The following is a 25,856-nucleotide window of genomic DNA, read 5'->3' on the forward strand; positions in this document are numbered from 1 at the left end:
AGGATTGGCGTAAATCCGTAGTATCCCCTCCCGCAACGGCGCTACGCGCCCGTAGCTCAGCTGGATAGAGCGCTGCCCTCCGGAGGCAGAGGTCTCAGGTTCGAATCCTGTCGGGCGCGCCATTAAGTTTGTGCGCAGGAGCTGCGGTGGTAATATTACCGCGTGAGTAAGAAGAAGTAGTAATGGTGGCTATAGCTCAGTTGGTAGAGCCCTGGATTGTGATTCCAGTTGTCGTGGGTTCGAGTCCCATTAGCCACCCCACTTCCTAAGCGAAGTGAAGATTTAGCAGTATTTTGTGACAGTGCGAAGGTGGCGGAATTGGTAGACGCGCTAGCTTCAGGTGTTAGTGTTCTTACGGACGTGAGGGTTCAAGTCCCTCTCTTCGCACCACGCAAAATATCTGATAAATATAAGATTTATATGGACAACGGTCTGATAAATCGGGTAGTATGAGCAACACAAATCGGCGAGTAGCGCAGCTTGGTAGCGCAACTGGTTTGGGACCAGTGGGTCGGAGGTTCGAATCCTCTCTCGCCGACCACTTTCAAAGAAACCGACGCAAGTCGGTTTTTTTACGCCTGCAGTTTATGAGGATGAGCACCTCCGCAGGAGGTTCGAGCCTCGCGAAGCGAAACAACGTTGCTTTAGCAACGGCCCGCTGGGCGTTACATCCTGGGGCGCGCGTCATCTTTCTCTCGCCGACCAGTTTCAAAGAAACCGACGTAAGTCGGTTTTTTTACGTCCGCCGTTTATGAGGGTAAGTCCTTCCCGCCGCGACGAAACGCATAGCGACCAACCCGTGCAGCATTGCACGGGTTTTTGCGTATCTGAACATTGGCATTTTGTCTCAACCGGCACGTGTGTAGGTTTTCAGCGACAATGTGGTTCGACGTTGTCGCCAGCTTGAGACACATAATTAATTGATTTTAAACATTAAAATTGGCTTTGGCTTAAGTCGTCGTTTTGCGGCGACAGCGCCAGATCGGCCGTGGGTAAAGAACGACAGGGGACGGCATGCTGAGAGAAAGTTAGGCGTAAATAAAAATTCAATATTTTCAATTAATTGAATGCTATTTTTTATAGAGACTTTCCTGGATCTGAAAGTTGGCACGCCAAGTGCAATACCTACAGCGTAGATGCTCATTCCATTTCTTATGTTCGCCTTAGGCTTCATAAACCCTGGGAATGACGCAGAGCCGATTTAGGGTGCCTATCGCCCACGAGAACGATGACTAACCCGTCATCACGCTCAGGGCAAAACGTTGAGTGAGGCACCGCCCCTGTTGTCCTAGACCTGATTGCTTCTTTATACACTTGCCATGCGGCAAGTGTTTTTTTTGCGCTTCAGCAAGCTAACGGGCAAAAAAAAGCGCGGCACCGAGGCCACGCTTTCTCTGCCGGGCGGGCGGTTATTCGCCGCCGTTCTGTTTCAGCGTCAACATCAGTCCTTCACGCCGCATCTGCGCCGCTTCATCCGAACGATGCAGTTTCTCCAGCGTATCGGCCAGCCAGGCGTAATCGTAGGCGTCCGGACGCTGTTTCAGCGCTTCGCGGAAGGCGTCGGCCGCCTGCTGCCACTCGCCGTGCTTCATCAGCAACTGCCCCAGCGTGCTGTTCAACAGCGGCGTCGCGCCGTGCTGCTTCATCTGCTGACGCAGCGCTTTCTCAAGCTGCTCGGGGTTGCCGGACTTCAGCCGTGGCAGCAACAGCACCAGGCGCTCGTCATATTGGCGTTTCAGGCCGTCGAGCACAATCTCCTGCGCCAGTTCGTGGTCGTTGCATTCGATCAGGTGCTCCACCATCGCGATTTGTAGCGGCACTTCGTGACGCGTCTTGCGGCTCTGATCTTTCCACCAGCGCTTCAGGCCTTCGCTGCCTTCGTCCGCCATCGCCTGATTCATCAGCCCGATGTAAGCCTGTTGCTGCAACGCCTGCAGCTGCTCTTCGCTGTGCAGTTCGATTTTACGCATCGACGGCAGCACTTCCAGCAGCGACGCATAGGCGCCGGTACGAAGATAGGCTTGTTCCGCCAGGCGCAACACTTCTGGATGGCGCGGCGCCTGGTTCAGCAAGCGATCGACGCCGTGGCGCGCGGCGTGGTTCTCGCCCTGCGCCAGCTGGATGCGAACCCGGGTGATATCCACCGGCAGCTGATCGGTATCGGCGGCTTCGGCGGCCCGCTCCAGATACTGATTGGTGCGGAAGTCATCGCCGCGTTGCTGCGCGGCCTCGGCGGCCAGCAGATAGTTCACCACCGGCTGTTCGGCGTGATCGGCGTTGCGCGTCATCAGTTTTTCAACCTGCTTGTAGTCGCCCTCCGCCAGTTTGATCAGCGCGGCTTTGGTTTGCTGACGCGCGCGGGTGCGCTTGCGGCCGATAAACCAACCGCGCGTGCGGGCGCCGGTACGGAAGATGCGGCGCAGGATCCACTCGATCGCCAGCAGCACCACGAACAGCAGCACCAACATGATCACCAGCCCGGTGACGCTGGTTTCAATATTGTAGTTATCGGTCTGGATCAGCACATAGCCCTGATGCCCGGCCAACATCGGCCCGAGCACCACGCTGGCGATCACCACCAGGAACAGAAATAGCACGCGTAACATGGCTTAACCCTCCTGATGAGCGGCAGGGGACTGGGTCATCAGGTTGCGCACCCGGGTCTGCATCACTTTCTCGAGCAGCGGCTGGCTTTTCAGCTGATCCGGCACGTCCATCGAGATCGACTGTTGGCTCAGGCTGTCCAGCTCTTCAAGGAAGGCCTTGGTCGCCGGATCGGTGGTGTCGAAATAGGCGCGCACCCAGGTGGAGACGGTTTCCAGCGACTGCTTGTAGGTCTCGTTCTGGTGACGCGGAATGGCCTGTGCGGCCACCAGCAGGCGCGAACGGATGTTTTCGCGCAGGTAGATGTCCTGATTCGGGGCCAGCAGCGGTTCGGCGCTGGTATCGCGACGGCGGATGGTGATGAAGTCGGCCATGAAATTGCGCCAGCTCTTGGCCAGGTTCTGCCGCCATTCGCCGATCGAGCCGGAGAGCTCGCTGCTGTTTTGATCCATCGGCGCTTCGTCGGTGTCGTTATCGGCCAGGCGTAGGTTATCCACCTGATTGGACAGCTGATTGACCTTGAGGATGATGCCGTCGTAATCGACCTGGGTCAGCGTAGAAAGCGTGCTGATGTCTTCGGTAATGGCGCGGCGCACGTCCAGCAGGCTCGGATCGTTCATGTCCGCCAGGCTGGCGTCGGCGCTTTTCAGCAGCGCGGCGGCGCTGGTCACGTCCTGATCGCTCCATAGCTTGCGGCCGGCCATTTTCACCAGGAAATCGGCCTGCGCCAGCAGCCAGGTTTTGGCGTCGCTGCCGGAGATGGTCGCCACTTTTTCCTGCAGCTCGCTCAGTTGGCGCGCCAGGTTTGCCTGCTCGCGATCGGCGGCGTCCAGGGTTTTACCCTGTTGTTGCAGCAGGCCTTCCAGCGCATTTCTTTCCTGCTGCTGGCTCTGCTTCACGCCGTCAAGCTGCTGCTGCAGCGCCTGATTGGCGGCGATCAGCTGTTGTGCCTGCTTGTGCGTATGGTAATAACCGCCCGCGCCGAGGGCGATGACCAGCACGATAGCGATCGCGCCGAGCACCGGGCCGGTGTTCTTGCCTTTGCGGCTGGCAGCGGCTGGCTGCTGGGAGCTCTCAACCGCGGTGGTGGGTTCTTCAACCGGGGCGGCTGGGGTATTTTGTTCCGTCATAGTGGCACATCCCATAGTCAGATTATTGTAGCGCGCGGATCAGCGCGTCATTATCGGCGTTGTCAGCTACCCGAATCGTACGCCAGCCCAATTCCCGGGCGAGGGTAGCCAGGCGTTCGCTCACTACTACCAGGCGGCAACGCAGCAGCCATGAAGAACGATAGTAATCAGGAACTAAAGTATAGAGCTGTTGTAACATTTCACCGCTGGTCACCACCAGCGTATCCACACCGGCGCGCTGCCAGTGGGCGCTTTGCTCGCTGCCGTCGTAGTGCACCGGGCTGCGTTGATAACATTCATAATAGCTGACGTCGGCGCCGCGCTCGCTCAGCGTCGACCCTAACAGTTCGCGGCCGCCGTTGCCGCGTAAAATCAGCGCGCGTTTGCCCGCCAATTTTTGCAGCGCCGGCAGCAACAGCAGCGTTTCGCTGATCTCGCGTTCGCGCGGGTATTCCACCGGCAAACTGCTGATGCGGTGCAGCGCCAGCCCGGTGGTGCGGCCGATGGCGTAATAAGCCAGGTGAGCGGGCCAGCTCAGCCCGGCGCGGCCGATAACCGAATCGGCATAACTCACCGAATGTTGCGACAGCACGAACACCAGATCGCCGGCGCTAAGCTGCTGCAACGCCTGCGGCAGCTTCGGCAGGTCGCCGCCCGGCGCGAAGTCGATCAGCGGTGCATGATAGGCAACCCGGCCGAGTGCGTGCAGCCGGCTCACTAACAGCTCCCCCGAAGGCGATGGGCGGGTTACCAGGATCGTCATGCCGGCGGATTTCCCTGATAAACCTCGCGCAGGATCTCGCGCGCGCCGCGCGCCAGCAACTCTTCCGCCAGCTCAATGCCCATCCGTTCGGCCTCGGCGGCCGGGCCGCGGCGTTCGCCGCGCACCATCTGGCTGCCGTCCGGCGCGCCGACCAGGGCGCGCAGCCACAGGCTGTCGCCATCCAGTTCGGCATAGCTGCCGATCGGCACCTGGCAGCCGCCTTCCAGGCGGGTATTCATCGCCCGCTCGGCGCGCACGCGGGTTTCGGTGGCCGCATGGTTCAGCGGCGCCAGCAGCGCGCGGGTGACGCTGTCGTCGAGACGGCATTCAATGCCGACTGCACCCTGGCCGACCGCCGGCAGGCACTCTTCGGCGCTCAGCGGGCTGCGGATGCGTTGCTCCAGGCCTAAACGCTTCAGGCCGGCCACCGCCAGGATAATCGCGTCGTAGTCGCCGTTGTCCAGCTTGGCCAGGCGAGTGCCGACGTTACCGCGCAGGTCACGCACGACAAGATCCGGGCGGCGTTCACGCAGCTGGCACTGACGGCGCAGGCTGGAGGTGCCGACCACGCTGCCCAGCGGCAGCTGATCGAGCGAGGCGAAACGATTGGAAACAAAAGCGTCGCGCGGATCTTCGCGTTCGCAAATGGTGGTCAAACCGAGCCCGGCAGGGAAATCGACCGGCACGTCTTTCATCGAATGCACGGCGATGTCGGCGCGGCCTTCCAGCAGCGCGAGCTCGAGTTCTTTAACAAACAGGCCTTTACCGCCGACTTTCGCCAACGGCGTATCCAGAATAACGTCGCCGCGGGTGACCATCGGCACCAACTCGACCTGCAGGCCGGGATGGCAGGCCATCAGACGTTGCTGCACATAATGTGCTTGCCAAAGTGCAAGCGGGCTTTGTCGGGTGGCAATTCGAATAATTTTGTCTAACATGCTTGTTACCGTTTTTATATTTCGCCATCCATCCTACCACTGAGAGTCAATACTGTCAGTGCAAGAAGCCGGAGGCGGAAAAAGGACAACGGAATCAAAGGGACGTGTGATGTGCTTTGGGGCAGTTAACACTGCGGGTAAATCGTTTAGGGAAGCGCTACAATAATTGTGAAGCGTTACCTCCTTTACGGTCAATCAGCAAGGTGTTAAATTGATCACGTTTCCAGCAATAAGTCGCCAAATATTCTTCTTACACTAACGGCGCTTATGGAATACGGGTTTTTTTCTAAACACCGGGATAATCAGGCGAGACGTCTTGTACCTCTACATCGAGACATTGAAGCAGAGACTGGATGCGATCAATCAGCTACGCGTCGATCGCGCCCTGGCGGCTATGAAGCCCGCGTTTCAACGGGTATACAGTCTGCTGCCCACCTTACTGCACCACCACCACCCGCTGATGCCGGGTTACCTGAACGGTAACGTTCCCCACGGCATTTGCCTCTACACGCCTGATGAAACTCAACAAGATTACCTGAACGATTTAGAAGACAAATGGGGTAGCCCGTTTGACAAACCGGCCAGCGGCGAGCTGCCGATCACCGGCGTCTATTCGATGGGCAGCACCTCGTCTATCGGCCAAAGCTGCAGCTCGGATCTCGACATCTGGGTCTGCCACCAGTCCTGGCTGGACAACGAAGAACGCACCCGCCTGCAGCAAAAATGCAGCCTGCTTGAGAAGTGGGCCGCGTCGATGGGGGTGGAAGTCAGCTTCTTCCTGATCGACGAAAACCGCTTCCGCCATAATGAAAGCGGCAGCCTGGGCGGCGAAGACTGCGGCTCGACGCAGCACATCCTGTTGCTGGACGAGTTCTACCGCACCGCGGTGCGCCTGGCCGGCAAACGCATCCTGTGGAACATGGTGCCGGGCGAAGAAGAAGCGCACTACGATGAATACGTGCTGTCGCTGTACGCGCAGGGCGCGCTGACGCCGAACGAGTGGCTGGATCTCGGCGGCCTGAGTTCGCTGTCGGCGGAAGAGTACTTCGGCGCCAGCCTGTGGCAGCTGTACAAGAGCATCGATTCGCCTTACAAGGCGGTGCTGAAAACACTGCTGCTGGAAGCCTATTCCTGGGAATACCCCAATACCCAACTGCTGGCGACGGACATCAAACATCGCCTGCACCAGGGCGAGATCGTCAGCTTCGGGCTCGACGCCTACTGCATGATGCTCGAGCGCGTCACCCGCTACCTGACCGACATCAACGACACCACCCGCCTCGATTTGGCCCGTCGCTGTTTCTACCTGAAAGTGTGTGAAAAGCTGTCGCTGGCCAAGGCCTGCGTCGGCTGGCGGCGCGAGATCCTCAGCCAATTGGTCAGCGAGTGGGGCTGGAGCGAAGAGCGTCTGGCGATGCTGGACAACCGCGCCAACTGGAAGATCGAGCGAGTGCGCGAAGCGCACAACGAACTGCTCGACGCGATGATGCAGAGCTACCGCAACCTGATCCGTTTCGCCCGCCGCAACAACCTCAGCGTCAGCGCCAGCCCGCAGGATATCGGCGTGCTGACCCGCAAACTGTATGCGGCGTTCGAAGCGCTGCCCGGCAAGGTGACGCTGGTGAACCCGCAGATCTCGCCGGACCTGTCGGAAAACGATTTAACCTTTATTCATGTGCCGGTTGGCCGCGCCAACCGCACCGGCTGGTACCTGTATAATCAGGCACCGGCTATGGATTCGATCGTCAGCCATCAGCCGCTGGAATATAACCGCTACCTGAACAAGCTGGTGGCCTGGGCCTATTTCAACGGCCTGCTGACGCCGCAGACCCGCCTGCACATCAAGAGCGGCAACCTGTGCGACACCGCCAAGCTGCAGGAGCTGGTGGCCGACGTTTCCCATCACTTCCCGCTGCGCCTGCCGGCGCCGACGCCGAAAGCGCTGTACAGCCCGTGCGAGATTCGCCATCTGGCAATCATCGTCAATCTGGAAAACGATCCGACCGCCGCCTTCCGCAATCAGGTGGTGCACTTCGATTTCCGCAAGCTGGACGTGTTCAGCTTCGGCCAGCAGCAGCAGTGTTTGGTGGGCAGCATCGATCTGCTGTATCGCAACTCCTGGAACGAAGTGCGCACCCTGCATTTCAGCGGCGAGCAGTCGGTGCTGGAAGCATTGAAAACCATTCTCGGCAAAATGCACCAGGACGCCGCACCGCCGGAGTCGGTGGAAGTGTTCTGCTACAGTCAGCACCTGCGCGGCCTTATTCGCACCCGCATTCAGCAGCTGGTGTCTGAGTGCATCGAGCTGCGCCTGTCCAGCACCCGGCTGGAACCCGGCCGCTTCAAGGCGGTGCGCGTCGCCGGGCAAACCTGGGGGCTGTTCTTCGAGCGCCTGAGCGTGTCGGTGCAGAAGCTGGAGAACGCGGTGGAGTTTTACGGCGCCATCTCCAACAACAAGCTGCACGGCCTGTCTATCAAGGTGGAAACCGATCAGGTGCATCTGCCGCCGGTGGTGGACGGCTTCGCCAGCGAGGGGATCATCCAGTTCTTCTTCGAAGACACCTCAGACGACAAGGGCTTCAACATCTATATTCTGGATGAGTCGAATCGGGTAGAGGTGTATCACCACTGCGAGGGCAGCAAAGAGGAGCTGGTGCGCGACGTCAGCCGCTTCTATTCCTCGTCGCACGACCGCTTTACCTACGGCTCCAGCTTCATCAACTTCAACCTGCCGCAGTTCTATCAAATCGTGCAGCTCGACGGGCGCACGCAGGTGATCCCGTTCCGCAGCAACGTGCTGTCCAGCCTGTGCGTGACGGTGGCCGACGGCGCCGCTCAGCCGCTGAAGCAGCAGTTCCAGCTGCATTGACGCCGCAAGGGCTCGGTTGCCGAGCCCTGCTTAGCCTCAGGAAAAACTCAGTTCCTCGCCGGCCTGCGCGCTGGCCGCTTCGCTGAGCAGTTGGTAAAACGGCTGCCCGCTGCGATCGCATACCCAGACGCCGTCGCGGTAGTTGAAGTGGTAACCGCCGGCCTTGGTGGCGAGCCACACCTGGTGCAGCGGCTCCTGGCGGTTGATGACGATTTTTGTGCCGTTTTCGAAGCTCAGCGTCATCACGCCGCCATTGGTTTCGTAATCGATATCCGCATCGCCGTCAAAATCGTCCAGTGTCTCTTCAATATTCAGCATCAGCTGGTCGGCCAACTGGTGAAACTCACTGTCGTTCATATTCAATTCCTATTGCTTTTCATGATCCACCTGCGATTATAGAGACCTTGGACGCATGAATTACAGGCATTAATGCAAATGAAAAAACAACTACGCTATGCGCTGATGGCCGTTCTGGTTACCGGCCTCGCCGGCTGTGGTCTGAAAGGCCCGCTTTACTTCCCACCTGCCGACTCCGCCGGCCAAAAAACGGCCAAACCGCCGGTGCAAACGGGCGATCAGGTGCAAAAGAACCAGCAGGAGCAGTCTGGCTCTCAGCAAAAACCGTCGATGGTTGCCCAGTAACACCCGGTTTGCGGTGGCGAGCGCCGCCGCAAAATCAAGACGGATAGCGCGTCCAGATAGCGGAGTATGATATGCAGTTCTCCAAAATGCACGGTCTGGGCAACGACTTTATGGTGGTCGATGCCGTTACACAGAATGTCTATTTTTCACCTGAGCTGATCCGCCGGCTGGCCGATCGGCACCTGGGCGTCGGCTTTGACCAGATGCTGGTGGTAGAACCGCCTTACGATCCCGAGCTGGATTTTCACTACCGAATTTTTAACGCCGACGGCAGCGAAGTGGCGCAGTGCGGCAACGGCGCGCGCTGTTTCGCGCGCTTTGTGCGGCTGAAAGGGTTGACCAACAAGCGCGATATCCGCGTTAGCACCCAAACCGGGCGCATGGTGCTCAGCGTCACCGACGACGATCTGGTGTGCGTCAACATGGGTGAGCCGAATTTCGATCCGCAGGCGGTGCCGTTCCGCGCCGCCAAGGCGGAAAAGACCTACATCATGCGCGCGGCGGAACATACCGTGCTGTGCGGCGTGGTGTCGATGGGCAACCCGCATTGTGTTTTGCAGGTGGATGATGTAAAAACCGCCAAGGTGGAGCTGCTTGGGCCGGTGCTGGAAGGGCACGAGCGCTTCCCGGAACGGGCCAACATCGGCTTTATGCAAGTGGTCAGCCGCGATCACATCAAGCTGCGCGTTTACGAGCGCGGCGCCGGTGAAACGCAGGCCTGCGGCAGCGGGGCCTGTGCGGCGGTGGCGGTCGGGATCCAACAGGAATTGCTGTCAGAAGAGGTGCATGTAGAACTGCCGGGCGGCAGCCTGCATATTCGCTGGAAAGGGCCGGGCAATCCGCTGTTTATGACCGGTCCGGCAACCCATGTCTATGACGGATTTATTCATCTATGAAAAGCGTAGAAGAACAGAGCGTCGCCGGCCTGGCGCTGGATGACGACGCCGTGATGCAGTACCTGCTGCAGAACCCGGATTTCTTTATTCGCAACGCGCGCCAGGTTGAGCAGATGCGCGTGCCTCACCCGGTGCGCGGCACCGTTTCGCTGGTGGAATGGCATCTGGCTCGTCAGCGCAATCACATCGAACGGCTGGAAGAAGAGATCACGCTGTTGATGGAGCAGGCCAGCGCCAACGAAGGGCTGTTCGCCAGGCTGCTGCACCTGCAGGCCGATCTGGCCACCGCCGACAGCCTGCAGGACATGCTAAACCGGCTGCAGCGCTGGGCGCGCGGCTTCGGTTTGGCCGGCGCCACGGTTCGGCTGTTCGCCGAGCGCTGGAATATCGGCGCGCCTTCCGATTTCACCCACCTGGCGCTGACGCGTTCGGCGTTCGAGCCGTTCCGCATTCAGCGGCTGGGCAGCGAACAACACTATCTCGGCAGCCTGAACGGCCCCGAGCTGCTGCTGCTGTTGCCGCAGGCCAAACAGATTGGCCAAATTGGCTCGGTGGCGCTGTCGATGTTGGGCGACGACGGCGAGCTGGGCATGGTGATCTTCAGCAGCCGCGATACGCAACATTATCAGCAGGGCATGGGTACGGTGATGCTCAATCAGCTGGCGCGCATGCTGCCGGCACTGCTGGAACGCTGGATCGAACGCGCATGACGCCGATTGCGCCCAGCCTGCAGCAGCCGGTGGACGCTTTTCTGCGTTATCTCAAGGTAGAACGGCAACTCAGCCCGCTGACGCAGCTCAGCTATTCACGCCAGCTGACGGCGCTGATGCGCCTGGCGCAGGAGATCGGCGTCACCGACTGGACGACGCTGGACGCCGCCCGGGTGCGCATGCTGGCGGCGCGCAGCAAACGCGCCGGTCTGCAGTCCGCCAGCCTGGCGCTGCGGCTCTCTTCGTTGCGTAGCTTCCTCGATTGGCTGGTCAGCCAGGGCGTGCTGCACGCCAACCCCGCGAAGGGCATCCGCACGCCGCGCAGCGGCCGCCATCTGCCGAAAAACATCGACGTCGATGAAATGAACCAGCTGCTGGAGATCGATCTCAACGATCCGCTGGCGGTGCGCGATCGCGCCATGCTGGAGGTGATGTACGGCGCCGGCCTGCGCCTCTCCGAGCTGGTGGGGCTGGATTGCCGCCATGTCGATATGGCGGCGGGCGAGGTGTGGGTGATGGGGAAAGGCAGCAAAGAACGCAAACTGCCGATTGGGCGCACCGCCGTCACCTGGCTGGAACACTGGCTGGCGATGCGCGATCTGTTTGGGCCGCAGGACGACGCCATGTTCCTGTCCAATCAGGGGCGACGCATCTCGACGCGCAACGTGCAAAAACGCTTCGCCGAATGGGGCGTGAAGCAGGGCGTCAATAGCCATATCCATCCGCACAAGCTGCGCCACTCCTTCGCCACCCATATGCTGGAGTCCAGCGGCGATCTGCGTGCGGTGCAGGAGCTGCTCGGCCATGCCAACCTGACCACCACGCAAATTTATACCCACCTCGACTTTCAACATCTGGCGAACGTGTACGATGCCGCGCATCCGCGCGCCAAACGGGGGAAATCCTGATGCATTTTTATCGCCCGCTGCGCCCGCTGGCGGCGCTGACTTTCGATCTGGACGACACGCTGTATGACAACCGTCCGGTGATCCGGCAAACCGAGCAGCAGTCGGTGGCCTTCCTGCAGAGCTACCATCCCGGCCTGAACGGCTTCCAGTCGGCGGATTTCCACCGCCTGCGCCAGGAACTGCGCGAGCAGGATCCGGAGATCTACCACGACGTCACCCAGTGGCGCTGGCGCGCCATTCATCTGGCGTTGAGCCGGCAGGGGCTGCGCGACGCCGAAGCGGCGATCGGGGCCGATGCGGCGATGCAGAATTTCGCGCTGTGGCGCAGCCGTATTGAGGTGCCGGAAGCGACCCATGCCACGCTGAAGGCGCTGGCGGCGCGCTACCCGCTGGTGGCGATCACCAACGGCAACGCCGATCCGGCGCAGTGCGGCCTGGACGGCTACTTTCAGTTTGTGCTGCGTTCCGGGCCGGACGGGCGCGCCAAGCCGTATCAGGACATGTATCACCTGGCCGTCGAGCGGCTGGGTGTGGCGCCCGAGCAGATCCTGCACGTGGGCGACGATCTGACCACCGACGTGGCCGGCGCGCTGCGCGCGGGGCTGCAGGCCTGTTGGATCAACGATCGGCAACGCAGCCTGATGCAGGCCGCCGACAGCCGCCTGCTGCCGCATATTGAGATTTCGCAGTTGGCATCGCTGACAGCATTGTTATAATCCCTGCCAGAACTCTGTATAAATTTCCAGTGAAAAACCCGTCGCCGGCGGGTTTTTCCTTAACCATTAGTGGTGCCTATGGACGTCTCCGATCTGCTCGACAGCCTGAATGAAAAACAACGTGAAGCCGTGGCGGCGCCGCGCAGCAACCTGTTGGTTCTGGCCGGAGCGGGCAGCGGCAAGACGCGGGTGCTGGTGCATCGCATCGCCTGGCTGCTGTCGGTGGAGAACTGCTCACCGTATTCGATCATGGCGGTGACCTTCACCAACAAGGCGGCGGCGGAAATGCGCCACCGTATCGAACATCTGATCGGCACCAGCCAGGGCGGCATGTGGATCGGCACTTTCCACGGTCTGGCGCACCGCCTGCTGCGCGCTCATCATCTGGAAGCCAACCTGCCGCAGGATTTCCAGATCCTCGACAGCGACGACCAGTTGCGGTTGCTCAAGCGCATCATCAAGGCGCTGAACGTCGACGAGAAACAGTGGCCGCCGCGTCAGGCGATGTGGTACATCAACGGCAAGAAAGACGAAGGCCTGCGCCCGCAGCACGTCGAGACCTACAACAACCCGGTAGAGGCCACCTGGCTGCGTATCTACCAGGCCTATCAGGAAGCCTGCGATCGCGCGGGGCTGGTGGATTTCGCCGAGCTGCTGCTGCGCGCGCACGAACTGTGGCTGAACAAGCCGCATATCCTCAACCACTATCGCGAACGTTTCACCAACGTGCTGGTGGACGAATTCCAGGATACCAACAGCATCCAGTACGCCTGGATCCGCCTGCTGGCGGGCGGTAACAGCAACGTGATGATCGTCGGCGACGATGACCAGTCTATCTACGGCTGGCGCGGCGCGCAGGTGGAAAACATCCAGCGCTTCCTGAAGGATTTCCCCGGCGCGGAAACCATCCGCCTGGAGCAGAACTACCGTTCCACCAGCAACATCCTGAAAGCGGCCAACACCCTGATCGCCAACAACGACGGGCGCATGGGGAAAAACCTGTGGACCGAAGGCGGCGAAGGCGAGCCGATTTCCCTCTACTGCGCCTTCAACGAACTCGACGAAGCGCGCTTCGTGGTCAACCGCATCAAGACCTGGCAAGACAACGGCGGCGCGCTGAACGATTGCGCCATTTTGTACCGCAGCAACGCCCAGTCGCGTGTGCTGGAAGAGGCGCTGCTGCAGACGGCGATGCCGTACCGCATCTACGGCGGCCAGCGGTTCTTCGAACGTCAGGAAATCAAGGATGCGCTGGCTTACCTGCGCCTGATCTCCAACCGCAACGACGACGCGGCCTTCGAGCGCGTGGTCAACACCCCGACGCGCGGCATCGGCGATCGCACCCTCGACGTAGTGCGCCAGGCGGCGCGCGATCGCCAGCTGACGCTGTGGCAGGCGACGCGTGAACTGATGCAGGACAAGGTTCTGGCCGGCCGCGCCGCGTCGGCGCTGCAGCGCTTCATCGAGCTGGTGGAGTCGCTGGCGCATGAAACCGCCGATATGCCGCTGCACGTGCAGACCGATCGGGTGATCCGCGACTCCGGGCTGTTCATCATGTATGAGCAGGAAAAGGGCGAGAAGGGACAGGCGCGCATCGAAAACCTTGAGGAACTGGTGACGGCGACGCGCCAGTTCAGCTATCAGGAAGAAGATCAGGATCTGATGCCGCTGCAGGCATTCCTGTCGCACGCGGCGCTGGAAGCGGGCGAAGGCCAGGCCGACGCCTATCAGGACGCGGTGCAGCTGATGACCCTGCACTCGGCCAAGGGGTTGGAGTTCCCGCTGGTGTTTATCGTCGGCATGGAAGAAGGCATGTTCCCGAGCCAGATGTCGCTGGACGAAGGCGGCCGTCTGGAGGAGGAGCGCCGTCTGGCCTATGTGGGCGTGACGCGCGCCATGCAGAAACTGACGCTGACCTATGCCGAAACGCGCCGTCTGTACGGCAAAGAGGTTTATCACCGGCCGTCGCGCTTTATCGGCGAATTGCCGGAGGAGTGCGTGGAAGAAGTGCGCCTGCGCGCCAGCGTATCGCGCCCGGTCAATCACCGCCGCATGGGCACGCCGATCAGCGAGAACGACACCGGTTACAAGCTGGGCCAGCGCGTGCGTCATCCCAAGTTTGGCGAAGGCACCATCGTCAATCTGGAGGGCAGTGGCGAGCACAGCCGGCTGCAGGTCGCCTTCCCGGGTGAGGGCATCAAATGGCTGGTGGCGGCCTACGCGCGTTTGGAAACGGTATAAAGAGAGAGGCGTTGCAGGGGCCAGCCCCTGCAACCTTTCACGATCAGTGAGGGTACCGGTCGCCGACCTGTGCGGTGGCATACCAGCGCATCACCGCTTCGGTGCCTTCACCGCCTTCCTGCGGCGCCCACTGCATGCAGTCTTCTTCGGTCAGCGCCTGATACGGGCCCTGCTTCACTTCGAACACTACGCCGCCGGCATCGACCGACAGCACCGCATGCCAGGTAAAGGCCGGCATCTCCAGCACTTTGGTTTCTTCGCCGAGCAGGGTGCGCTGTGTTACAACGCCGTCATCGTTGAACTGCAGCACCACAAAGCGGCCGCGCAGCGGCGTCAGCAGCTCCCAGGTTTGCGGATGGCGGTGCGGGCGGATATAGGTGCCGGGTTCCATGGCGATCGCCAGGCGTTGCACCGGGTCGCTCAGCTCTTCGTGTAAGGTGCGGTGCGCGCGCAGGCGGGCCACGCTGGCGGCCTGTTCGCTCATCGCGGTCAGTTCATGGGCGGTAATCTGTTTCATCATTTAAATCCGCATGCTTGTCGTACCATTAGGGTGATGTCATCTTAGCAACATTCTTGGTGGCGGTAAGCGATCGCCGCGACTTTTTCAGTACGGTTTAAGCCCCATTTCTGCTATTGATCATCGTGATGATTTGTTGCGCAATTATCCCGCCTAACGTGTTGACAGGCTTTTTCTTCTCGGCGTAACATGCGCGCACTATTATCATTGAGGACAGACGCCTTGGACACACCCAGTAGATACTGGCTCACTGACCTGCGCCGCAGGTATAACTTCTAAGGCTCTCCGTTTTTGCTGATAGCCTTCGTGGTTGTCGGCGACCCCGCAAAGTGTCGCTATGAGTCAGATCTCTTCATGGTCTGAAACAAATCGGTGATACGCATCCCCTCTGTTTCTGTGCTTCAACGCGTTGTCCGCACCCGTTACCTTCACGGAGTTTTGGCACATGCTGAGCGCTTTTAAATTAGATAACCGCCGCTTGTCCCGTCTGGAACTGGACGACTCGGATGATCTCACGTCATCGCTGTGGGTTGATCTGGTCGAGCCGGAAGAGGGCGAGCGTGAGCGCGTGCAGAATGAGCTGGGACAAAGCCTGGCGACGCGTCCCGAACTGGACGACATCGAAGCCTCCGCCCGTTTCTTCGAAGACGAAGACGGTCTGCATATCCACTCCTTTTTCTACTTTGAAGATGCGGAAGATCACGCCGGCAACTCCACGGTGGCGTTCACCATCCGCGACGGCCGCCTGTATACCCTGCGTGAGCGTGAACTGCCGGCGTTCCGCCTGTACCGCATGCGCGCCCGCAACCAGACGATGCTCGAAGGCAACGCTTACGAACTGCTGCTGGATCTGTTCGAGACCAAGATTGAACAGCTGGCGGACGAGATAGAGAATATCTACAGCGATCTGGAACAGCTCAGCCGGGTGATCATGGAAGGGCATCAGGGCGACGAATACGACGCCGCGCTCTCGACGCTGGCGGAGCTGGAAGATATCGGCTGGAAGGTGCGTTTGTGCCTGATGGATACCCAGCGCGCGCTCAACTTCCTGGTGCGCAAGGCGCGTTTGCCGACCGGCCAGCTGGAGCAGGCGCGTGAAGTGCTGCGCGACATCGAATCCCTGCTGCCGCACAACGAATCGCTGTTCCAGAAGGTGAACTTCCTGATGCAGGCGGCGATGGGCTTCATCAACATCGAACAGAACCGTATTATCAAGATCTTCTCGGTAGTGTCGGTGGTGTTCCTGCCGCCTACGCTGGTGGCTTCCAGCTACGGCATGAACTTCGAATTCATGCCGGAACTGAAATGGTCGTTCGGCTACCCGGGCGCGATCACGCTGATGATCCTGGCGGGCCTGGCCCCTTACCTGTACTTCAAGCGCAAGAACTGGCTGTAACCCGGCGACGCCGGGCTCAGCGCAGCTTGCGCTGGGTATAGAGCGCGTCGAGGGTGAACAGGATCAGCGCCGCCCAGATAAAGCCGAAGGTCACCAGCTTGTCCTGGCCGACGGTCTCGCCGTAGAAGGTGACCGCCAGCAGGAACATCAGCGTCGGGCCGAGATACTGGAAGAAACCGAGCGTCGACAGGCGCAGCCGGGTAGCTGCCGCGGTGAAGCACAGCAGCGGCACGGTGGTGACGATGCCGGCGGCGACCAGCAGCAGGTTCAGCGACCACGGGTTGGCGCTCAGGTGGCTGGTGGGGCTGTCGGCGAACAGGAACAGATAGGCCGCCGCCACCGGCAGCAGCCACAGCGTTTCAATCAGCATGCCGGTCTGCGCGTCGATGGCGATTTTCTTGCGCAGCAGGCCGTAGAAGGCAAAGCTGAACGCCAGCCCCAGACCGATGATCGGCAACGACCCGAACTGCCAGAGCTGCACCAGCACCCCGGTGAACGCCAGCGCCACCGCCACCCACTGCATGCGGCGGAAACGTTCGCCGAGAAACAGCATCCCCAACAGCACGTTAACCAGCGGGTTGATGAAGTAGCCCAGGCTGGCTTCCAGCATATGGTGATTGTTCACCGCCCAGATGAACAGCAGCCAGTTGCCGCCGATCAACAGCGCGGTGACCGCCAGCAACAGCAGCCGTTTGCGATTTTGGCAGGCGGCGCGCACTTTAGGCCAGTTGCGGCCCAGCGTGATCAGCGCCAGCATGAAGAAAAACGACCAGATGATCCGGTGGGTGAGGATCTCATCCGCGGACACTTGCTGGATCAGTTTGAAATAAGCCGGGGCGATGCCCCACATAAAATAGGCGGCCAGGGCAAAGAAAATGCCCTGACGCGTTTGCTTTGCGTCCATGACGTCACTCTGGTGGGGAACTTAAGATGCGGTGAGTGTACTGAAGACGCTCACCGCACACAATCATCAGCCGACCAGGTAGGTGGCGGTGGCGGTCGCGATATGCAGGCCGTCGTGGTTATGCAGTTCTACGCGCGCGACGGCGACTTTGTTGCCGCTGCGCAGCACGCTGGCGGAGGCGACGAAGTGCTCGCCGCGGCCGGGGCGCAGGTAGTCGACGCGCAGGTCGATGGTGCCCATGCGCGACAGCTTGGCGGCGATCTCCTCTTCGACCAGCGGCTCCAGGCGCGTCAGCACGCCGCCGGCGCAGGCCAACCCGGCGGCGACGTCAAGCACGGCGGCGATCACGCCGCCGTGCAGAATTTCCTGCGCGGCGTTGCCCACCAGCTTGCGCTGGTTGGTGAAGCTCAGCTCGACGTAGTCATCGTCGAAGCGGCGCAGCTCCAGGCCAAGCTCGCGGTTGAACGGCATGTGGTAGACAAAAATTTCGCCGATCTTGCGGCGGGCGGCTTCCAGGGTCAGTGGTGTTGTCGACATAGCGGGTTTCCGTTTTTCTTTTGCGTTTTAAGGGAGCTAACTGGTCAGTCCAGGTTAATGGAATGTTGATTTTATGCTTAACCTTTGTTGCTTGCCAGCCCGTTTAGGCAAAAGAGTCACGCGCGCGTTGGTGTCATGCTGAACGATATTGTGTAATCATACCCGGTGGGTGTGTACCGATGAAAAAATGGGGAAGTGTGTGTCAACCGCAGCAGTGATTAACAGAGAGTTGCTGGCCGAGCAGGTATTGCGCGATACCTTCGGCTACCAGCAATTCCGTCCGGGGCAGCAAACGATTATCAATGCCGCGATCGGCGGGCAGGATTGCCTGGTGGTGATGCCGACCGGCGGCGGCAAGTCGTTGTGTTACCAAATCCCTGCGCTGGTGATGGACGGCCTGACGCTGGTCGTTTCTCCGCTGATCTCGCTGATGAAGGATCAGGTCGACCAACTGTTGGCCTACGGCGTTTCCGCCGCCTGCTACAACTCGACGCAAACCCGCGAGGAGCAGCTGGAGGTCATGGCCGGCTGCCGCAACGGCACCATCAAGATGCTGTACATCGCGCCGGAGCGGCTGATGATGGAAAGCTTCCTCAACCTGCTCGATCACTGCCCGCCGGCGATGCTGGCGGTGGATGAGGCGCACTGCATCTCCCAATGGGGCCACGACTTCCGGCCGGAATACCGCGCGCTGGGGCAGTTGAAACAGCGCTTCCCGTCGATGCCGGTGATCGCGTTGACCGCCACTGCCGACGAAGCCACGCGCGGCGATATCGTGCGTCTGCTGTCGCTGCAGGATCCGCTGGTGCAGGTCAGCAGCTTCGACCGACCGAACATCCGCTACACGCTGGTGGAAAAATTCAAACCGCTCGACCAGCTGTGGCGCTTCGTGCAGGATCAGCGCGGCAAGAGCGGCATTATCTATTGCAACAGCCGCGCCAAGGTGGAAGACACCGCCGCGCGCCTGCAAAGCCGTGGCCTGAGCGTCGGCGCTTACCACGCGGGGCTGGACAACGATCGCCGCGCCCAGGTGCAGGAGGCGTTCCAGCGTGACGATCTGCAGGTGGTGGTGGCCACCGTCGCCTTCGGCATGGGCATCAACAAACCCAACGTGCGTTTCGTGGTGCATTTCGACATCCCGCGCAATATCGAATCCTATTATCAGGAGACCGGCCGCGCCGGGCGCGACGGCCTGCCGGCCGAAGCCATCCTGCTGTACGATCCGGCCGACATGGCCTGGCTGCGCCGCTGTCTGGAGGAGAAACCCGCCGGGCAACAGCTGGACATCGAGCGTCACAAGCTGAACGCCATGGGCGCTTTCGCCGAGGCGCAAACCTGCCGTCGCCTGGTGCTGCTCAACTACTTCGGCGAAGGCAAGCACGAAAACTGCGGCAACTGCGATATCTGCCTCGATCCGCCCAAGCGCTACGACGGGCTGGAGGACGCACGCAAGGCGCTGTCTTGCGTGTACCGCGTCGGCCAGCGCTTCGGCCTCGGGTACATCGTGGAAGTGCTGCGCGGATCCAACAATCAGCGCATTCGCGAATACGGTCACGACAAGCTGCCGGTGTACGGCATTGGCCGCGATCAAACCACGGAGCACTGGACCAGCGTGCTGCGTCAGCTGATCCACCTGGGCTTTATCACCCAGAACATCGCCATGCACTCGGCGCTGCAATTGACCGAGGCGGCGCGTCCGGTGTTGCGCGGCGAGGTGGCGCTGCAGCTGGCGGTGCCGCGCATTCAGAGCCTGAAGTCGCGCAGCAGCGCCAACCAGAAATCCTACGGCGGCAATTACGATCGCAAGCTGTTCGCCAAGCTGCGCAAACTGCGCAAGTCGATCGCCGACGAAGAAAACATTCCACCCTACGTGGTGTTCAACGACGCCACGCTGCTGGAAATGGCCGAACAGATGCCGATCAAGGCCGGCGATCTGCTGAGCGTCAACGGCGTGGGGCAGCGCAAACTGGAGCGTTTCGGCGCGCCCTTTATGGCGATGATCCGCGACCATCTCGACAATGACGAAGACTGAGGGCGATAAATCATGCTGATGCTGTTTCTCACCGTGGCGCTGGTGCATCTGATTGCGCTGATGAGCCCGGGGCCGGACTTCTTTTTCGTGTCGCAGACCGCCGCCAGCCGCTCGCGCCGCGAGGCGATGATGGGCGTGGTCGGCATTTCGCTCGGCATCGTGGTATGGGCCGGCGTGGCGTTGATGGGGCTGCATCTGATCCTGCAGAAGATGGCCTGGCTGCATCAGATAATCATGGTCGGCGGCGGCATTTACCTGTGCTGGATGGGGTCGCAACTGCTGCGTTCCGCGCGGGCGCAGCAAGCTCCGCCGGCGGCAGAGGCCCAGGTGGCGTTGCCGAAGGCCGGGCGCAGCTTTATTCGCGGCTTCTTGACCAACCTGTCCAACCCGAAAGCGGTGATCTATTTCGGCAGCGTGTTCTCGCTGTTCGTCGGCGACAGCGTCGGCGCCGGGGCGCGTTGGGGGCTGTTCTTGCTGATCGTCGCCGAGACCTTCGTCTGGTTCAGCCTGGTGGCGGTGGTGTTCGCGCTGCCGGCGATGCGCCGCGGTTATCAGCGGTTGGCCAAGTGGATAGACGGGGTGGCTGGCGTGCTGTTTACTGGCTTCGGGTTACACCTGATCTTTACCCGCTAACCGGCATTGAAATGCCCAAGGCCGAGCAGCGATGCCCGGCCTTTTTTGTCAGGCTTTGCGGGCGGTCGCCAGCAGCCCCGCCACCAAAATGAACAGCGAACCGAACACCCGGTTGAGCAGCTGCATTTGACGCGGGGTCTTCAGCCAGCCGGCGATGCGCGTCGCCAGGGTGGCGTAACCGATCATCACCAGAATATCCACCACCACGGTGGTGACGCCGAGCACCAGATACTGTTCGGCCTGCGGCTGATGGGGCAAGATGAACTGCGGGAACAGCGCGGCGAGGAACACGATGCTTTTCGGGTTGGTCAGGTTGACCAGCACTGCGCGGCGGAACAGGCGGCGGCGCGGCATGCTGCCCGCCAGCGCATGCAGATCCAGCGCGCCGGCGGCGCGCCATTGCTGGATGCCGAGCCACACCAGGTAGGCGGCGCCCAGCCATTTCAGCAGCTCGAACGCCAGCAGCGATTGCGATATCAGCGCGCCGAGGCCGATGCCCACCAGCACGATGTGCGCGCTCAGCCCGACCTGCAGCCCGGCGATTGACGCGGCGGCGCCGCGATAGCCGTGGCTGATGCCGGTGCTCATGGTGTTGATGGCGCCGGATCCGGGGGACAGGCTAAGGATAAGCGTGGTCAGCAGGTAGGTTAACCACCAGTCCAAGGTCATGGTTCTCGGCTCCCTGAAAGTGTCGTTTTGTGCCACAATGCGCCGAGGCGGCGCCGTTTTTTGTCAGAATTGAATCACAATACGCTAGTATGATTTCTTGTGCCAGCGGTCACATTTTCCGCCGGCTCCACAGGGAAAACGCTCTCGATGACCTCGTTCACTCTCAGCTCCGATGACTGGTTAACGCGTGAAACGCAGTTCGCTGCCTTCGCCACCGGGCCGCTGCTGGATTTCTGGCGGCAGCGCGAAGAAGGCGAGTTCAGCGGCGTGGACGGCGTGCCGATCCGCTTTGTGCGCTTCCGTTCCGCGCGGCATCAGCGGGTGGTGGTGGTCAGCCCCGGCCGCATCGAAAGCTACGTGAAATACCCTGAGGTGGCCTACGACCTGTTCCACTGCGGTTACGACGTGGTGATCGTCGATCATCGCGGCCAGGGGCGCTCCGGGCGTTTACTGGCGGATAGGCACCGCGGTCATGTGGTAAACTTTGCCGACTACGTGGACGATTTCGAGCAGCTGTGGCTGCACGAGGTCGAGTCGCGCGGTTACCGGCAGCGTTTCGCGCTGGCGCATTCGATGGGCGGCGCGATCCTGGCGCAGTTCCTGCAGCGCCGGCCGCAGGCGTTCGACGCGGCGGCGTTTTGCGCGCCGATGTTCGGCATCCAGCTGCCGATGCCGGGCTGGCTGGCCGACCGCATTCTCGACTGGGTGGAGACACGCCCGGCGATCCGTGATTATTACGCGGTGGGCACCGGCCAGTGGCGTCCGCTGCCCTATGTGGTCAACGTGTTGACCCACAGCCGCGAGCGCTACCGGCGCAGCCTGCGTTATTACGCCGACTATCCCGAGCTGCAGGTGGGCGGGCCGACTTACCATTGGGTGCGTGAGAGCATCCGCGCCGGCCGGCAGATCATCGCGCAGGCCGGGAAAATCACAACGCCGCTGTTGCTTTTGCAGGCCGGTGAAGAACGGGTGGTCGACAACCGTTCGCACCAGGCTTTTTGTCAGGCTCTGTCAGACGCGGGGCGCCCTTGCGAAGGGGGGCTGCCGTGGGTTATCAACGGCGCACGCCATGAGATCCTGTTCGAGCGGGACGCGATGCGCGCCGAAGCACTGAACGCAATCCTGCGCTTCTTTGCTCAACACTTAGGCGGCGCGCTGCCGCCGACAACTCCATCAGAGGTTAGAACATAACGCTATGTATCACGTCGTCGCTTCCGATTTAGATGGCACGCTGCTGTCTCCCGACCATACCCTGTCGCCGTACGCCAAAGAAACGCTGAAGTTGCTGACCCAGCGAGGCGTGCATTTCGTGTTCGCCACCGGCCGCCACCACATCGACGTGGCGCAGATCCGCGACAGCCTGGAAATCAGCGCCTTTATGATCACCTCCAACGGCGCGCGGGTGCACAACACGGCCGGCGAGCTGATCTTCAGCCATAACCTGGACGGGGATATCGCCCGCGATCTGTACGGCATGCTGCACGACGATCCGCAGATCACCACCAACGTCTACCGCAACGACGATTGGTTTACCAACCGCGAAAGCCCGGAGCAGGAAGAGTTCTTCCAGGAGTCTGTGTTCAAATATCAGCTGTTCGAGCCGGGCCTGCTGGAAACCGACGGCGTCTGCAAGGTTTACTTCACCTGTGAAGACCACGAGCGATTACTGCAGGTGGAAGACGCCATCAACGCCCGCTGGGGTGATCGGGTCAACGTCAGCTTCTCGTTCCCGACCTGCCTGGAAGTGATGGCGGGCGGCGTGTCGAAAGGGCATGCGCTGGAAGAAGTGGCCAAGATCATCGGTTATACGCTGCAAGAGTGCATCGCCTTCGGCGACGGCATGAACGATCTGGAGATGCTGTCGATGGCCGGCAAGGGCTGCATCATGCGCGATGCGCATCAGCGCCTGAAGGATATGCTGCCGGAGCTGGAGGTGATCGGTTCCAATGCCGATAACGCGGTGCCGCACTACCTGCGCAAGATGTTCCTCTGAAATAACCTTTAAATAATCAGGGCGCCTTGCGGCGCCCTTGTTATTACTTGTGCTGGCCCTGCTTCTGCAGGAACTGCACGCCCTTGTCCGGGAAGTCGGTGAACACGCCGTCGACGCCGGCCTGGTTGTAAATCACGTCATACAGCTGGTTTACGTCGGTCACGTACTTCGGCAGCGCATCGGCGCGGATGGTGAACGGGTGCACCGCCAGCTTGCTGGCGTGCGCTTCTTTCACCATGTCGGTCAGCACGATGTGGCCCGGTTTGGATTGATCCGCCACCACCAGCATGTGGTAGTCCGGCCCGATGCCGTCGGCATACTGAGCGATTTTCTTCATCGCGCCCGGTTTGAACATCCAGTCATAGTCGTATTCCACCCACTTGCCGTCGGCTTTCTGCTCGTAGGTTTCCTGCCAGTCGTTGTAGGCGATCAGCTGCACCAGCTTCAGATCCATGCCCAGCTTCGGCTCCAGCTCGTTCTTGATGCGTTTGAGCTCGTTGGCGTCGAAGCACTGCAGGTAGACGTTGTCGTTCTTGCCGGTGTAGCCGTACTGCTTGAGCACCGCCAGCACTTTGCTGGAGATGTCTTTGCCTTCCTGCTTGTGGAACCAAGGCGCTTTGATTTCAGGATAGATGCCGATGTTTTTGCCGGTCGAATGGTTCAGACCCTGTACGAATTCGATCTCTTCCTGGAAGGTGTGGACGCGGAAGTCGGATTTGCCCATCGGGAAGCGGCCAGGGTAGCCCTGTACCTTCTTGCCGTTTTCGATGTCAAAGCCTTCGGTGAACTTCAGCGATTTGATCTCCGCCAGCGTAAAGTCGATGGCGTAATAACGGCCGTCTTTGCGTGCGCGGTTCGGGAAACGTTCGGCGACGTCGGTGACGCGATCGAGGTAATGGTCGTGCAGCACCACCAGCTCGTTGTCCTTGGTCATCACCAGATCTTGCTCGAGGTAATCGGCGCCTTGCGCGTAGGCCATCGCCTTCGCCGGCAGGGTGTGTTCCGGCAGGTAGCCGCTGGCACCGCGGTGGGCGATCACCACTTTGTCCGCCGCCTGCGCGGCGCTGACCATTGAGGTGGCGAGAATGATCCCTGTCAGCAGGGCTTTGACTTGAGTCCGCATTCCGTTTTCTCCGTGTTGTTGGGGGCAGGGTAGTAAAAAGGCCGCAGGGCGGCCTTTAAATCATGCAAAAGTCGTGTGACGGTTAGCCGCGCTTGCCGGCAGCGATTTCCGCGTGGTGTTTCTTCTCGTTCAGCATGGTCAGCAGCAGCAGGATAACCGCCAGCACGCCGCCGCCGATCATCACCATGAAGCCGCCGTCCCAACCGAAGAAGTCTACGGTGTAACCGACGATGGCGCTGGCCGCAACCGAGCCGCCCAGGTAGCCGAACAGGCCGGTGAAGCCCGCGGCGGTGCCGGCGGCTTTCTTCGGCGCCAGCTCCAGCGCGTGCAGGCCGATCAGCATCACCGGACCGTAGATCAGGAAGCCGATGACCAGCATACAGATCATATCCACGGTCGGGTTACCGGCCGGGTTCATCCAGAACACCACGGTGGCGATGGTCACCAGCGTCATGAAGAACACGCCGGTGGCGCCGCGGTTGCCTTTGAACACTTTGTCCGACATCCAGCCGCACAGCAGGGTGCCCGGGATACCGGCGTATTCATACAGGAAGTAGGCCCAGGAAGACTTGTCCAGCGCGAAGTGCTTCACTTCTTTCAGGTAGGTCGGCGACCAGTCCAGAATGCCGTAACGCAGCAGGTAGACGAACACGTTGGCGACCGCGATGTACCACAGCAGCTTGTTCGGCAGGATGTACTGCATGAAGATCTGCTTGGCGGTCAGCTCTTCTTCGTCTTTTTCGCTGTAGTCGTCCGGGTAGTCGTTTTTGTACTCTTCAATCGGCGGCAGGCCGCAGGATTGCGGGGTGTCGCGCATCAGGCCGAAGGCGATCAGGGCCACCAGGATGGCGCCGAAGGCCGGCATGTACAGCGCCGCGTGCCAGTCGTTGAACCAGGCCATGCCCAGCAGGAACAGCAGCGGCGGCAGGCCGCCGCCCACGTTGTGGGCGCAGTTCCAGATGGAGACGATGCCGCCGCGTTCTTTCTGCGACCACCAGTGCACCATGGTGCGGCCGCACGGCGGCCAGCCCATGCCCTGGAACCAGCCGCACAGGAACAGCAGGACGAACATGATGGCGATGCTGGAGGTTGCCCACGGCACGAAGCCCATGAACAACATCACCGCCGCCGCCAGGATCAGGCCGGCAGGCAGGAACACTCGCGGGTTGGAACGGTCGGAGACCGAACCCATGATGAATTTGGAGAAGCCGTAGGCGATGGAGATGCCCGACAGCGCGAAGCCGAGGTCACCGCGGCTGAAGCCTTGTTCGATCAGGTAAGGCATGGCCAGGGTGAAGTTCTTACGCACCAGATAGTAGGCGGCGTAACCGAAGAAGATCCCCAGGAAAATTTGCCAGCGCAGCTTACGGTAGAGCGGGTCTACCTTATCGCTCGGCACACGGGCGATGTGTGCGGCCGGCTTAAAAATACTCAACATGAGCGCCTCCGATGGCTTTATCTGTTATCACATCAATATGACCTTTTACGTTCATTTGATGATTGAGCGGATATCGAATGTGGTGTTTTTGTGTTCCATAACGAGCGCCATTGTCATCAAATACGCCTGGTGTCGCTGTGACGAATGGCGCAATTGTTACACTTTCATGAAACCACGGCGGATTTTGAGCGATTCGT

23 protein-coding genes, 4 tRNA genes and 1 other RNA gene are annotated in these 25,856 nt (G+C 60.6%); 17 read left to right on the plus strand and 11 right to left on the minus strand.

Translation table 11 applies throughout. The features are described 5' to 3' along the window. The first annotated feature begins 45 nt into the window (after nt 1–45). The 5 genes from ACP3TA_RS06470 (at nt 46) to ACP3TA_RS06490 (ending at nt 704) form a co-directional block, all read left to right on the plus strand. A tRNA-Arg gene (locus ACP3TA_RS06470) sits at nt 46–122 on the plus strand. A 63-nt stretch (nt 123–185) separates the two neighbouring features. Next, nucleotides 186–261 (plus strand) — tRNA-His (locus ACP3TA_RS06475). 42 nt (nt 262–303) lie between these two features. Beyond that, a tRNA-Leu gene (locus ACP3TA_RS06480) sits at nt 304–390 on the plus strand. A 74-nt stretch (nt 391–464) separates the two neighbouring features. Continuing rightward, nucleotides 465–541 (plus strand) — tRNA-Pro (locus tag ACP3TA_RS06485). A 34-nt stretch (nt 542–575) separates the two neighbouring features. After that, a non-coding RNA gene (locus ACP3TA_RS06490) (RtT sRNA) lies at nt 576–704 on the plus strand. Nucleotides 705–1,409: 705 nt separating this feature from the next. Here ACP3TA_RS06490 and hemY read toward each other — a convergent pair. Genes hemY through hemC form a run of 4 tightly spaced genes read right to left on the minus strand, consistent with a single transcriptional unit; the run spans nt 1,410 to nt 5,435 of the window. Further along, nucleotides 1,410–2,606, minus strand: coding sequence for a protoheme IX biogenesis protein HemY (hemY, locus tag ACP3TA_RS06495; protein WP_033645031.1), 1,197 nt, complete (start codon nt 2,604–2,606; stop codon nt 1,410–1,412). Between the two features lie 3 nt (nt 2,607–2,609). Further along, nucleotides 2,610–3,734, minus strand: a complete 1,125-nt coding sequence (hemX, locus tag ACP3TA_RS06500; protein WP_033645029.1) for a uroporphyrinogen-III C-methyltransferase — start codon at nt 3,732–3,734, stop codon at nt 2,610–2,612. Between the two features lie 22 nt (nt 3,735–3,756). Then, nucleotides 3,757–4,497, minus strand: a complete 741-nt coding sequence (gene hemD, locus ACP3TA_RS06505; protein ID WP_426784571.1) for a uroporphyrinogen-III synthase — start codon at nt 4,495–4,497, stop codon at nt 3,757–3,759. After that, on the minus strand, nt 4,494–5,435 hold the full coding sequence (hemC, locus tag ACP3TA_RS06510; RefSeq protein WP_033645026.1) for a hydroxymethylbilane synthase: 942 nt from the start codon (nt 5,433–5,435) through the stop codon (nt 4,494–4,496). The genes hemD and hemC overlap by 4 nt, the downstream gene beginning before the upstream one ends. 316 nt (nt 5,436–5,751) lie before the next feature. Here hemC and ACP3TA_RS06515 point away from each other — a divergent pair, with 316 nt between their 5' ends. Next, a complete protein-coding gene (locus tag ACP3TA_RS06515) occupies nt 5,752–8,304 on the plus strand; it encodes a class I adenylate cyclase (RefSeq protein ID WP_019452546.1) in 2,553 nt (850 codons plus the stop codon). Between the two features lie 36 nt (nt 8,305–8,340). On the opposite strand, the gene cyaY is transcribed toward ACP3TA_RS06515, so the two are convergent. Continuing rightward, on the minus strand, nt 8,341–8,661 hold the full coding sequence (cyaY, locus tag ACP3TA_RS06520; RefSeq protein WP_033645025.1) for an iron donor protein CyaY: 321 nt from the start codon (nt 8,659–8,661) through the stop codon (nt 8,341–8,343). A gap of 78 nt (nt 8,662–8,739) precedes the next feature. Between cyaY and lptM the strand changes: the two genes are divergently transcribed. From lptM to uvrD, 6 genes are all read left to right on the plus strand, one after another. Then, a complete protein-coding gene (lptM, locus tag ACP3TA_RS06525; protein WP_080350231.1) occupies nt 8,740–8,946 on the plus strand; it encodes an LPS translocon maturation chaperone LptM in 207 nt (68 codons plus the stop codon). A 71-nt stretch (nt 8,947–9,017) separates the two neighbouring features. Continuing rightward, nucleotides 9,018–9,842, plus strand: a complete 825-nt coding sequence (gene dapF / locus ACP3TA_RS06530) for a diaminopimelate epimerase (RefSeq protein ID WP_004934244.1) — start codon at nt 9,018–9,020, stop codon at nt 9,840–9,842. Next, nucleotides 9,839–10,552, plus strand: coding sequence for a DUF484 domain-containing protein (locus ACP3TA_RS06535; RefSeq protein WP_033645022.1), 714 nt, complete (start codon nt 9,839–9,841; stop codon nt 10,550–10,552). Before dapF ends, ACP3TA_RS06535 begins: the two co-directional genes overlap by 4 nt. Continuing rightward, the gene (gene xerC / locus ACP3TA_RS06540; protein ID WP_033645020.1) at nt 10,549–11,460 is read left to right on the plus strand and encodes a tyrosine recombinase XerC; all 912 of its coding nucleotides are present in this window, start codon (nt 10,549–10,551) and stop codon (nt 11,458–11,460) included. Before ACP3TA_RS06535 ends, xerC begins: the two co-directional genes overlap by 4 nt. Next, on the plus strand, nt 11,460–12,176 hold the full coding sequence (gene yigB / locus ACP3TA_RS06545; RefSeq protein ID WP_033636653.1) for a 5-amino-6-(5-phospho-D-ribitylamino)uracil phosphatase YigB: 717 nt from the start codon (nt 11,460–11,462) through the stop codon (nt 12,174–12,176). The genes xerC and yigB overlap by 1 nt, the downstream gene beginning before the upstream one ends. A 78-nt stretch (nt 12,177–12,254) precedes the next feature. After that, on the plus strand, nt 12,255–14,417 hold the full coding sequence (uvrD, locus tag ACP3TA_RS06550; protein ID WP_089197581.1) for a DNA helicase II: 2,163 nt from the start codon (nt 12,255–12,257) through the stop codon (nt 14,415–14,417). A 43-nt stretch (nt 14,418–14,460) separates the two neighbouring features. Here the strand turns inward: uvrD and ACP3TA_RS06555 are convergent, their stop codons facing one another. After that, a complete protein-coding gene (locus tag ACP3TA_RS06555) occupies nt 14,461–14,934 on the minus strand; it encodes a WbuC family cupin fold metalloprotein (RefSeq protein WP_025160392.1) in 474 nt (157 codons plus the stop codon). A gap of 445 nt (nt 14,935–15,379) precedes the next feature. Between ACP3TA_RS06555 and corA the strand changes: the two genes are divergently transcribed. After that, on the plus strand, nt 15,380–16,330 hold the full coding sequence (gene corA / locus ACP3TA_RS06560) for a magnesium/cobalt transporter CorA (RefSeq protein WP_004934262.1): 951 nt from the start codon (nt 15,380–15,382) through the stop codon (nt 16,328–16,330). Nucleotides 16,331–16,346: 16 nt separating this feature from the next. On the opposite strand, the gene rarD is transcribed toward corA, so the two are convergent. Beyond that, nucleotides 16,347–17,234: an EamA family transporter RarD gene (gene rarD, locus ACP3TA_RS06565; RefSeq protein ID WP_033645018.1), complete on the minus strand. Its 888-nt coding sequence runs from the start codon at nt 17,232–17,234 to the stop codon at nt 16,347–16,349. 66 nt (nt 17,235–17,300) lie between these two features. After that, nucleotides 17,301–17,771 carry a thioesterase family protein gene (locus tag ACP3TA_RS06570; protein ID WP_033645017.1) on the minus strand — a complete coding sequence of 157 codons (471 nt, stop codon included), beginning with the start codon at nt 17,769–17,771 and terminating at the stop codon, nt 17,301–17,303. 199 nt (nt 17,772–17,970) lie between these two features. Between ACP3TA_RS06570 and recQ the strand changes: the two genes are divergently transcribed. After that, a complete protein-coding gene (gene recQ, locus ACP3TA_RS06575) occupies nt 17,971–19,803 on the plus strand; it encodes an ATP-dependent DNA helicase RecQ (protein ID WP_025160391.1) in 1,833 nt (610 codons plus the stop codon). A 12-nt stretch (nt 19,804–19,815) separates the two neighbouring features. Next, complete coding sequence (gene rhtC / locus ACP3TA_RS06580) at nt 19,816–20,436, plus strand: threonine export protein RhtC (RefSeq protein ID WP_426784572.1); 621 nt, start codon at nt 19,816–19,818, stop codon at nt 20,434–20,436. A gap of 48 nt (nt 20,437–20,484) precedes the next feature. Here rhtC and rhtB read toward each other — a convergent pair whose 3' ends face one another. Then, nucleotides 20,485–21,105: a homoserine/homoserine lactone efflux protein gene (gene rhtB / locus ACP3TA_RS06585; protein ID WP_033645013.1), complete on the minus strand. Its 621-nt coding sequence runs from the start codon at nt 21,103–21,105 to the stop codon at nt 20,485–20,487. Between the two features lie 147 nt (nt 21,106–21,252). Here rhtB and pldB point away from each other — a divergent pair, with 147 nt between their 5' ends. Then, complete coding sequence (gene pldB, locus ACP3TA_RS06590; protein WP_096242712.1) at nt 21,253–22,296, plus strand: lysophospholipase L2; 1,044 nt, start codon at nt 21,253–21,255, stop codon at nt 22,294–22,296. Between the two features lie 4 nt (nt 22,297–22,300). Further along, nucleotides 22,301–23,098: a sugar/pyridoxal phosphate phosphatase YigL gene (gene yigL, locus ACP3TA_RS06595; RefSeq protein WP_033652427.1), complete on the plus strand. Its 798-nt coding sequence runs from the start codon at nt 22,301–22,303 to the stop codon at nt 23,096–23,098. 43 nt (nt 23,099–23,141) lie between these two features. Here the strand turns inward: yigL and glpQ are convergent, their stop codons facing one another. Together glpQ and glpT are read right to left on the minus strand one after the other, a co-directional pair. Then, nucleotides 23,142–24,221: a glycerophosphodiester phosphodiesterase gene (gene glpQ / locus ACP3TA_RS06600; RefSeq protein WP_025304882.1), complete on the minus strand. Its 1,080-nt coding sequence runs from the start codon at nt 24,219–24,221 to the stop codon at nt 23,142–23,144. Between the two features lie 82 nt (nt 24,222–24,303). Next, entirely contained in the window at nt 24,304–25,659 is a 1,356-nt protein-coding gene (glpT, locus tag ACP3TA_RS06605; protein ID WP_033645009.1) for a glycerol-3-phosphate transporter, read from the minus strand. Nucleotides 25,660–25,856: the final 197 nt, after the last annotated feature.

The organism is Serratia sp. 2C06 (genome assembly GCF_050037615.1).
Taxonomy (GTDB): domain Bacteria; phylum Pseudomonadota; class Gammaproteobacteria; order Enterobacterales; family Enterobacteriaceae; genus Serratia; species Serratia ureilytica.

Coding starts and splice junctions, on each gene's coding strand:
- hemY (WP_033645031.1), bottom strand. CDS start 2,606: ATGTTACGCGTGCTATTTCTGTTCCTGGTGGTGATCGCCAGCGTGGTG.
- hemX (WP_033645029.1), bottom strand. CDS start 3,734: ATGACGGAACAAAATACCCCAGCCGCCCCGGTTGAAGAACCCACCACC.
- hemD (WP_426784571.1), bottom strand. CDS start 4,497: ATGACGATCCTGGTAACCCGCCCATCGCCTTCGGGGGAGCTGTTAGTG.
- hemC (WP_033645026.1), bottom strand. CDS start 5,435: ATGTTAGACAAAATTATTCGAATTGCCACCCGACAAAGCCCGCTTGCA.
- cyaY (WP_033645025.1), bottom strand. CDS start 8,661: ATGAACGACAGTGAGTTTCACCAGTTGGCCGACCAGCTGATGCTGAAT.
- lptM (WP_080350231.1), top strand. CDS start 8,740: ATGAAAAAACAACTACGCTATGCGCTGATGGCCGTTCTGGTTACCGGC.
- dapF (WP_004934244.1), top strand. CDS start 9,018: ATGCAGTTCTCCAAAATGCACGGTCTGGGCAACGACTTTATGGTGGTC.
- ACP3TA_RS06535 (WP_033645022.1), top strand. CDS start 9,839: ATGAAAAGCGTAGAAGAACAGAGCGTCGCCGGCCTGGCGCTGGATGAC.
- xerC (WP_033645020.1), top strand. CDS start 10,549: ATGACGCCGATTGCGCCCAGCCTGCAGCAGCCGGTGGACGCTTTTCTG.
- yigB (WP_033636653.1), top strand. CDS start 11,460: ATGCATTTTTATCGCCCGCTGCGCCCGCTGGCGGCGCTGACTTTCGAT.
- uvrD (WP_089197581.1), top strand. CDS start 12,255: ATGGACGTCTCCGATCTGCTCGACAGCCTGAATGAAAAACAACGTGAA.
- ACP3TA_RS06555 (WP_025160392.1), bottom strand. CDS start 14,934: ATGAAACAGATTACCGCCCATGAACTGACCGCGATGAGCGAACAGGCC.
- corA (WP_004934262.1), top strand. CDS start 15,380: ATGCTGAGCGCTTTTAAATTAGATAACCGCCGCTTGTCCCGTCTGGAA.
- rarD (WP_033645018.1), bottom strand. CDS start 17,234: ATGGACGCAAAGCAAACGCGTCAGGGCATTTTCTTTGCCCTGGCCGCC.
- ACP3TA_RS06570 (WP_033645017.1), bottom strand. CDS start 17,771: ATGTCGACAACACCACTGACCCTGGAAGCCGCCCGCCGCAAGATCGGC.
- rhtC (WP_426784572.1), top strand. CDS start 19,816: ATGCTGATGCTGTTTCTCACCGTGGCGCTGGTGCATCTGATTGCGCTG.
- rhtB (WP_033645013.1), bottom strand. CDS start 21,105: ATGACCTTGGACTGGTGGTTAACCTACCTGCTGACCACGCTTATCCTT.
- pldB (WP_096242712.1), top strand. CDS start 21,253: ATGACCTCGTTCACTCTCAGCTCCGATGACTGGTTAACGCGTGAAACG.
- yigL (WP_033652427.1), top strand. CDS start 22,301: ATGTATCACGTCGTCGCTTCCGATTTAGATGGCACGCTGCTGTCTCCC.
- glpQ (WP_025304882.1), bottom strand. CDS start 24,221: ATGCGGACTCAAGTCAAAGCCCTGCTGACAGGGATCATTCTCGCCACC.
- glpT (WP_033645009.1), bottom strand. CDS start 25,659: ATGTTGAGTATTTTTAAGCCGGCCGCACACATCGCCCGTGTGCCGAGC.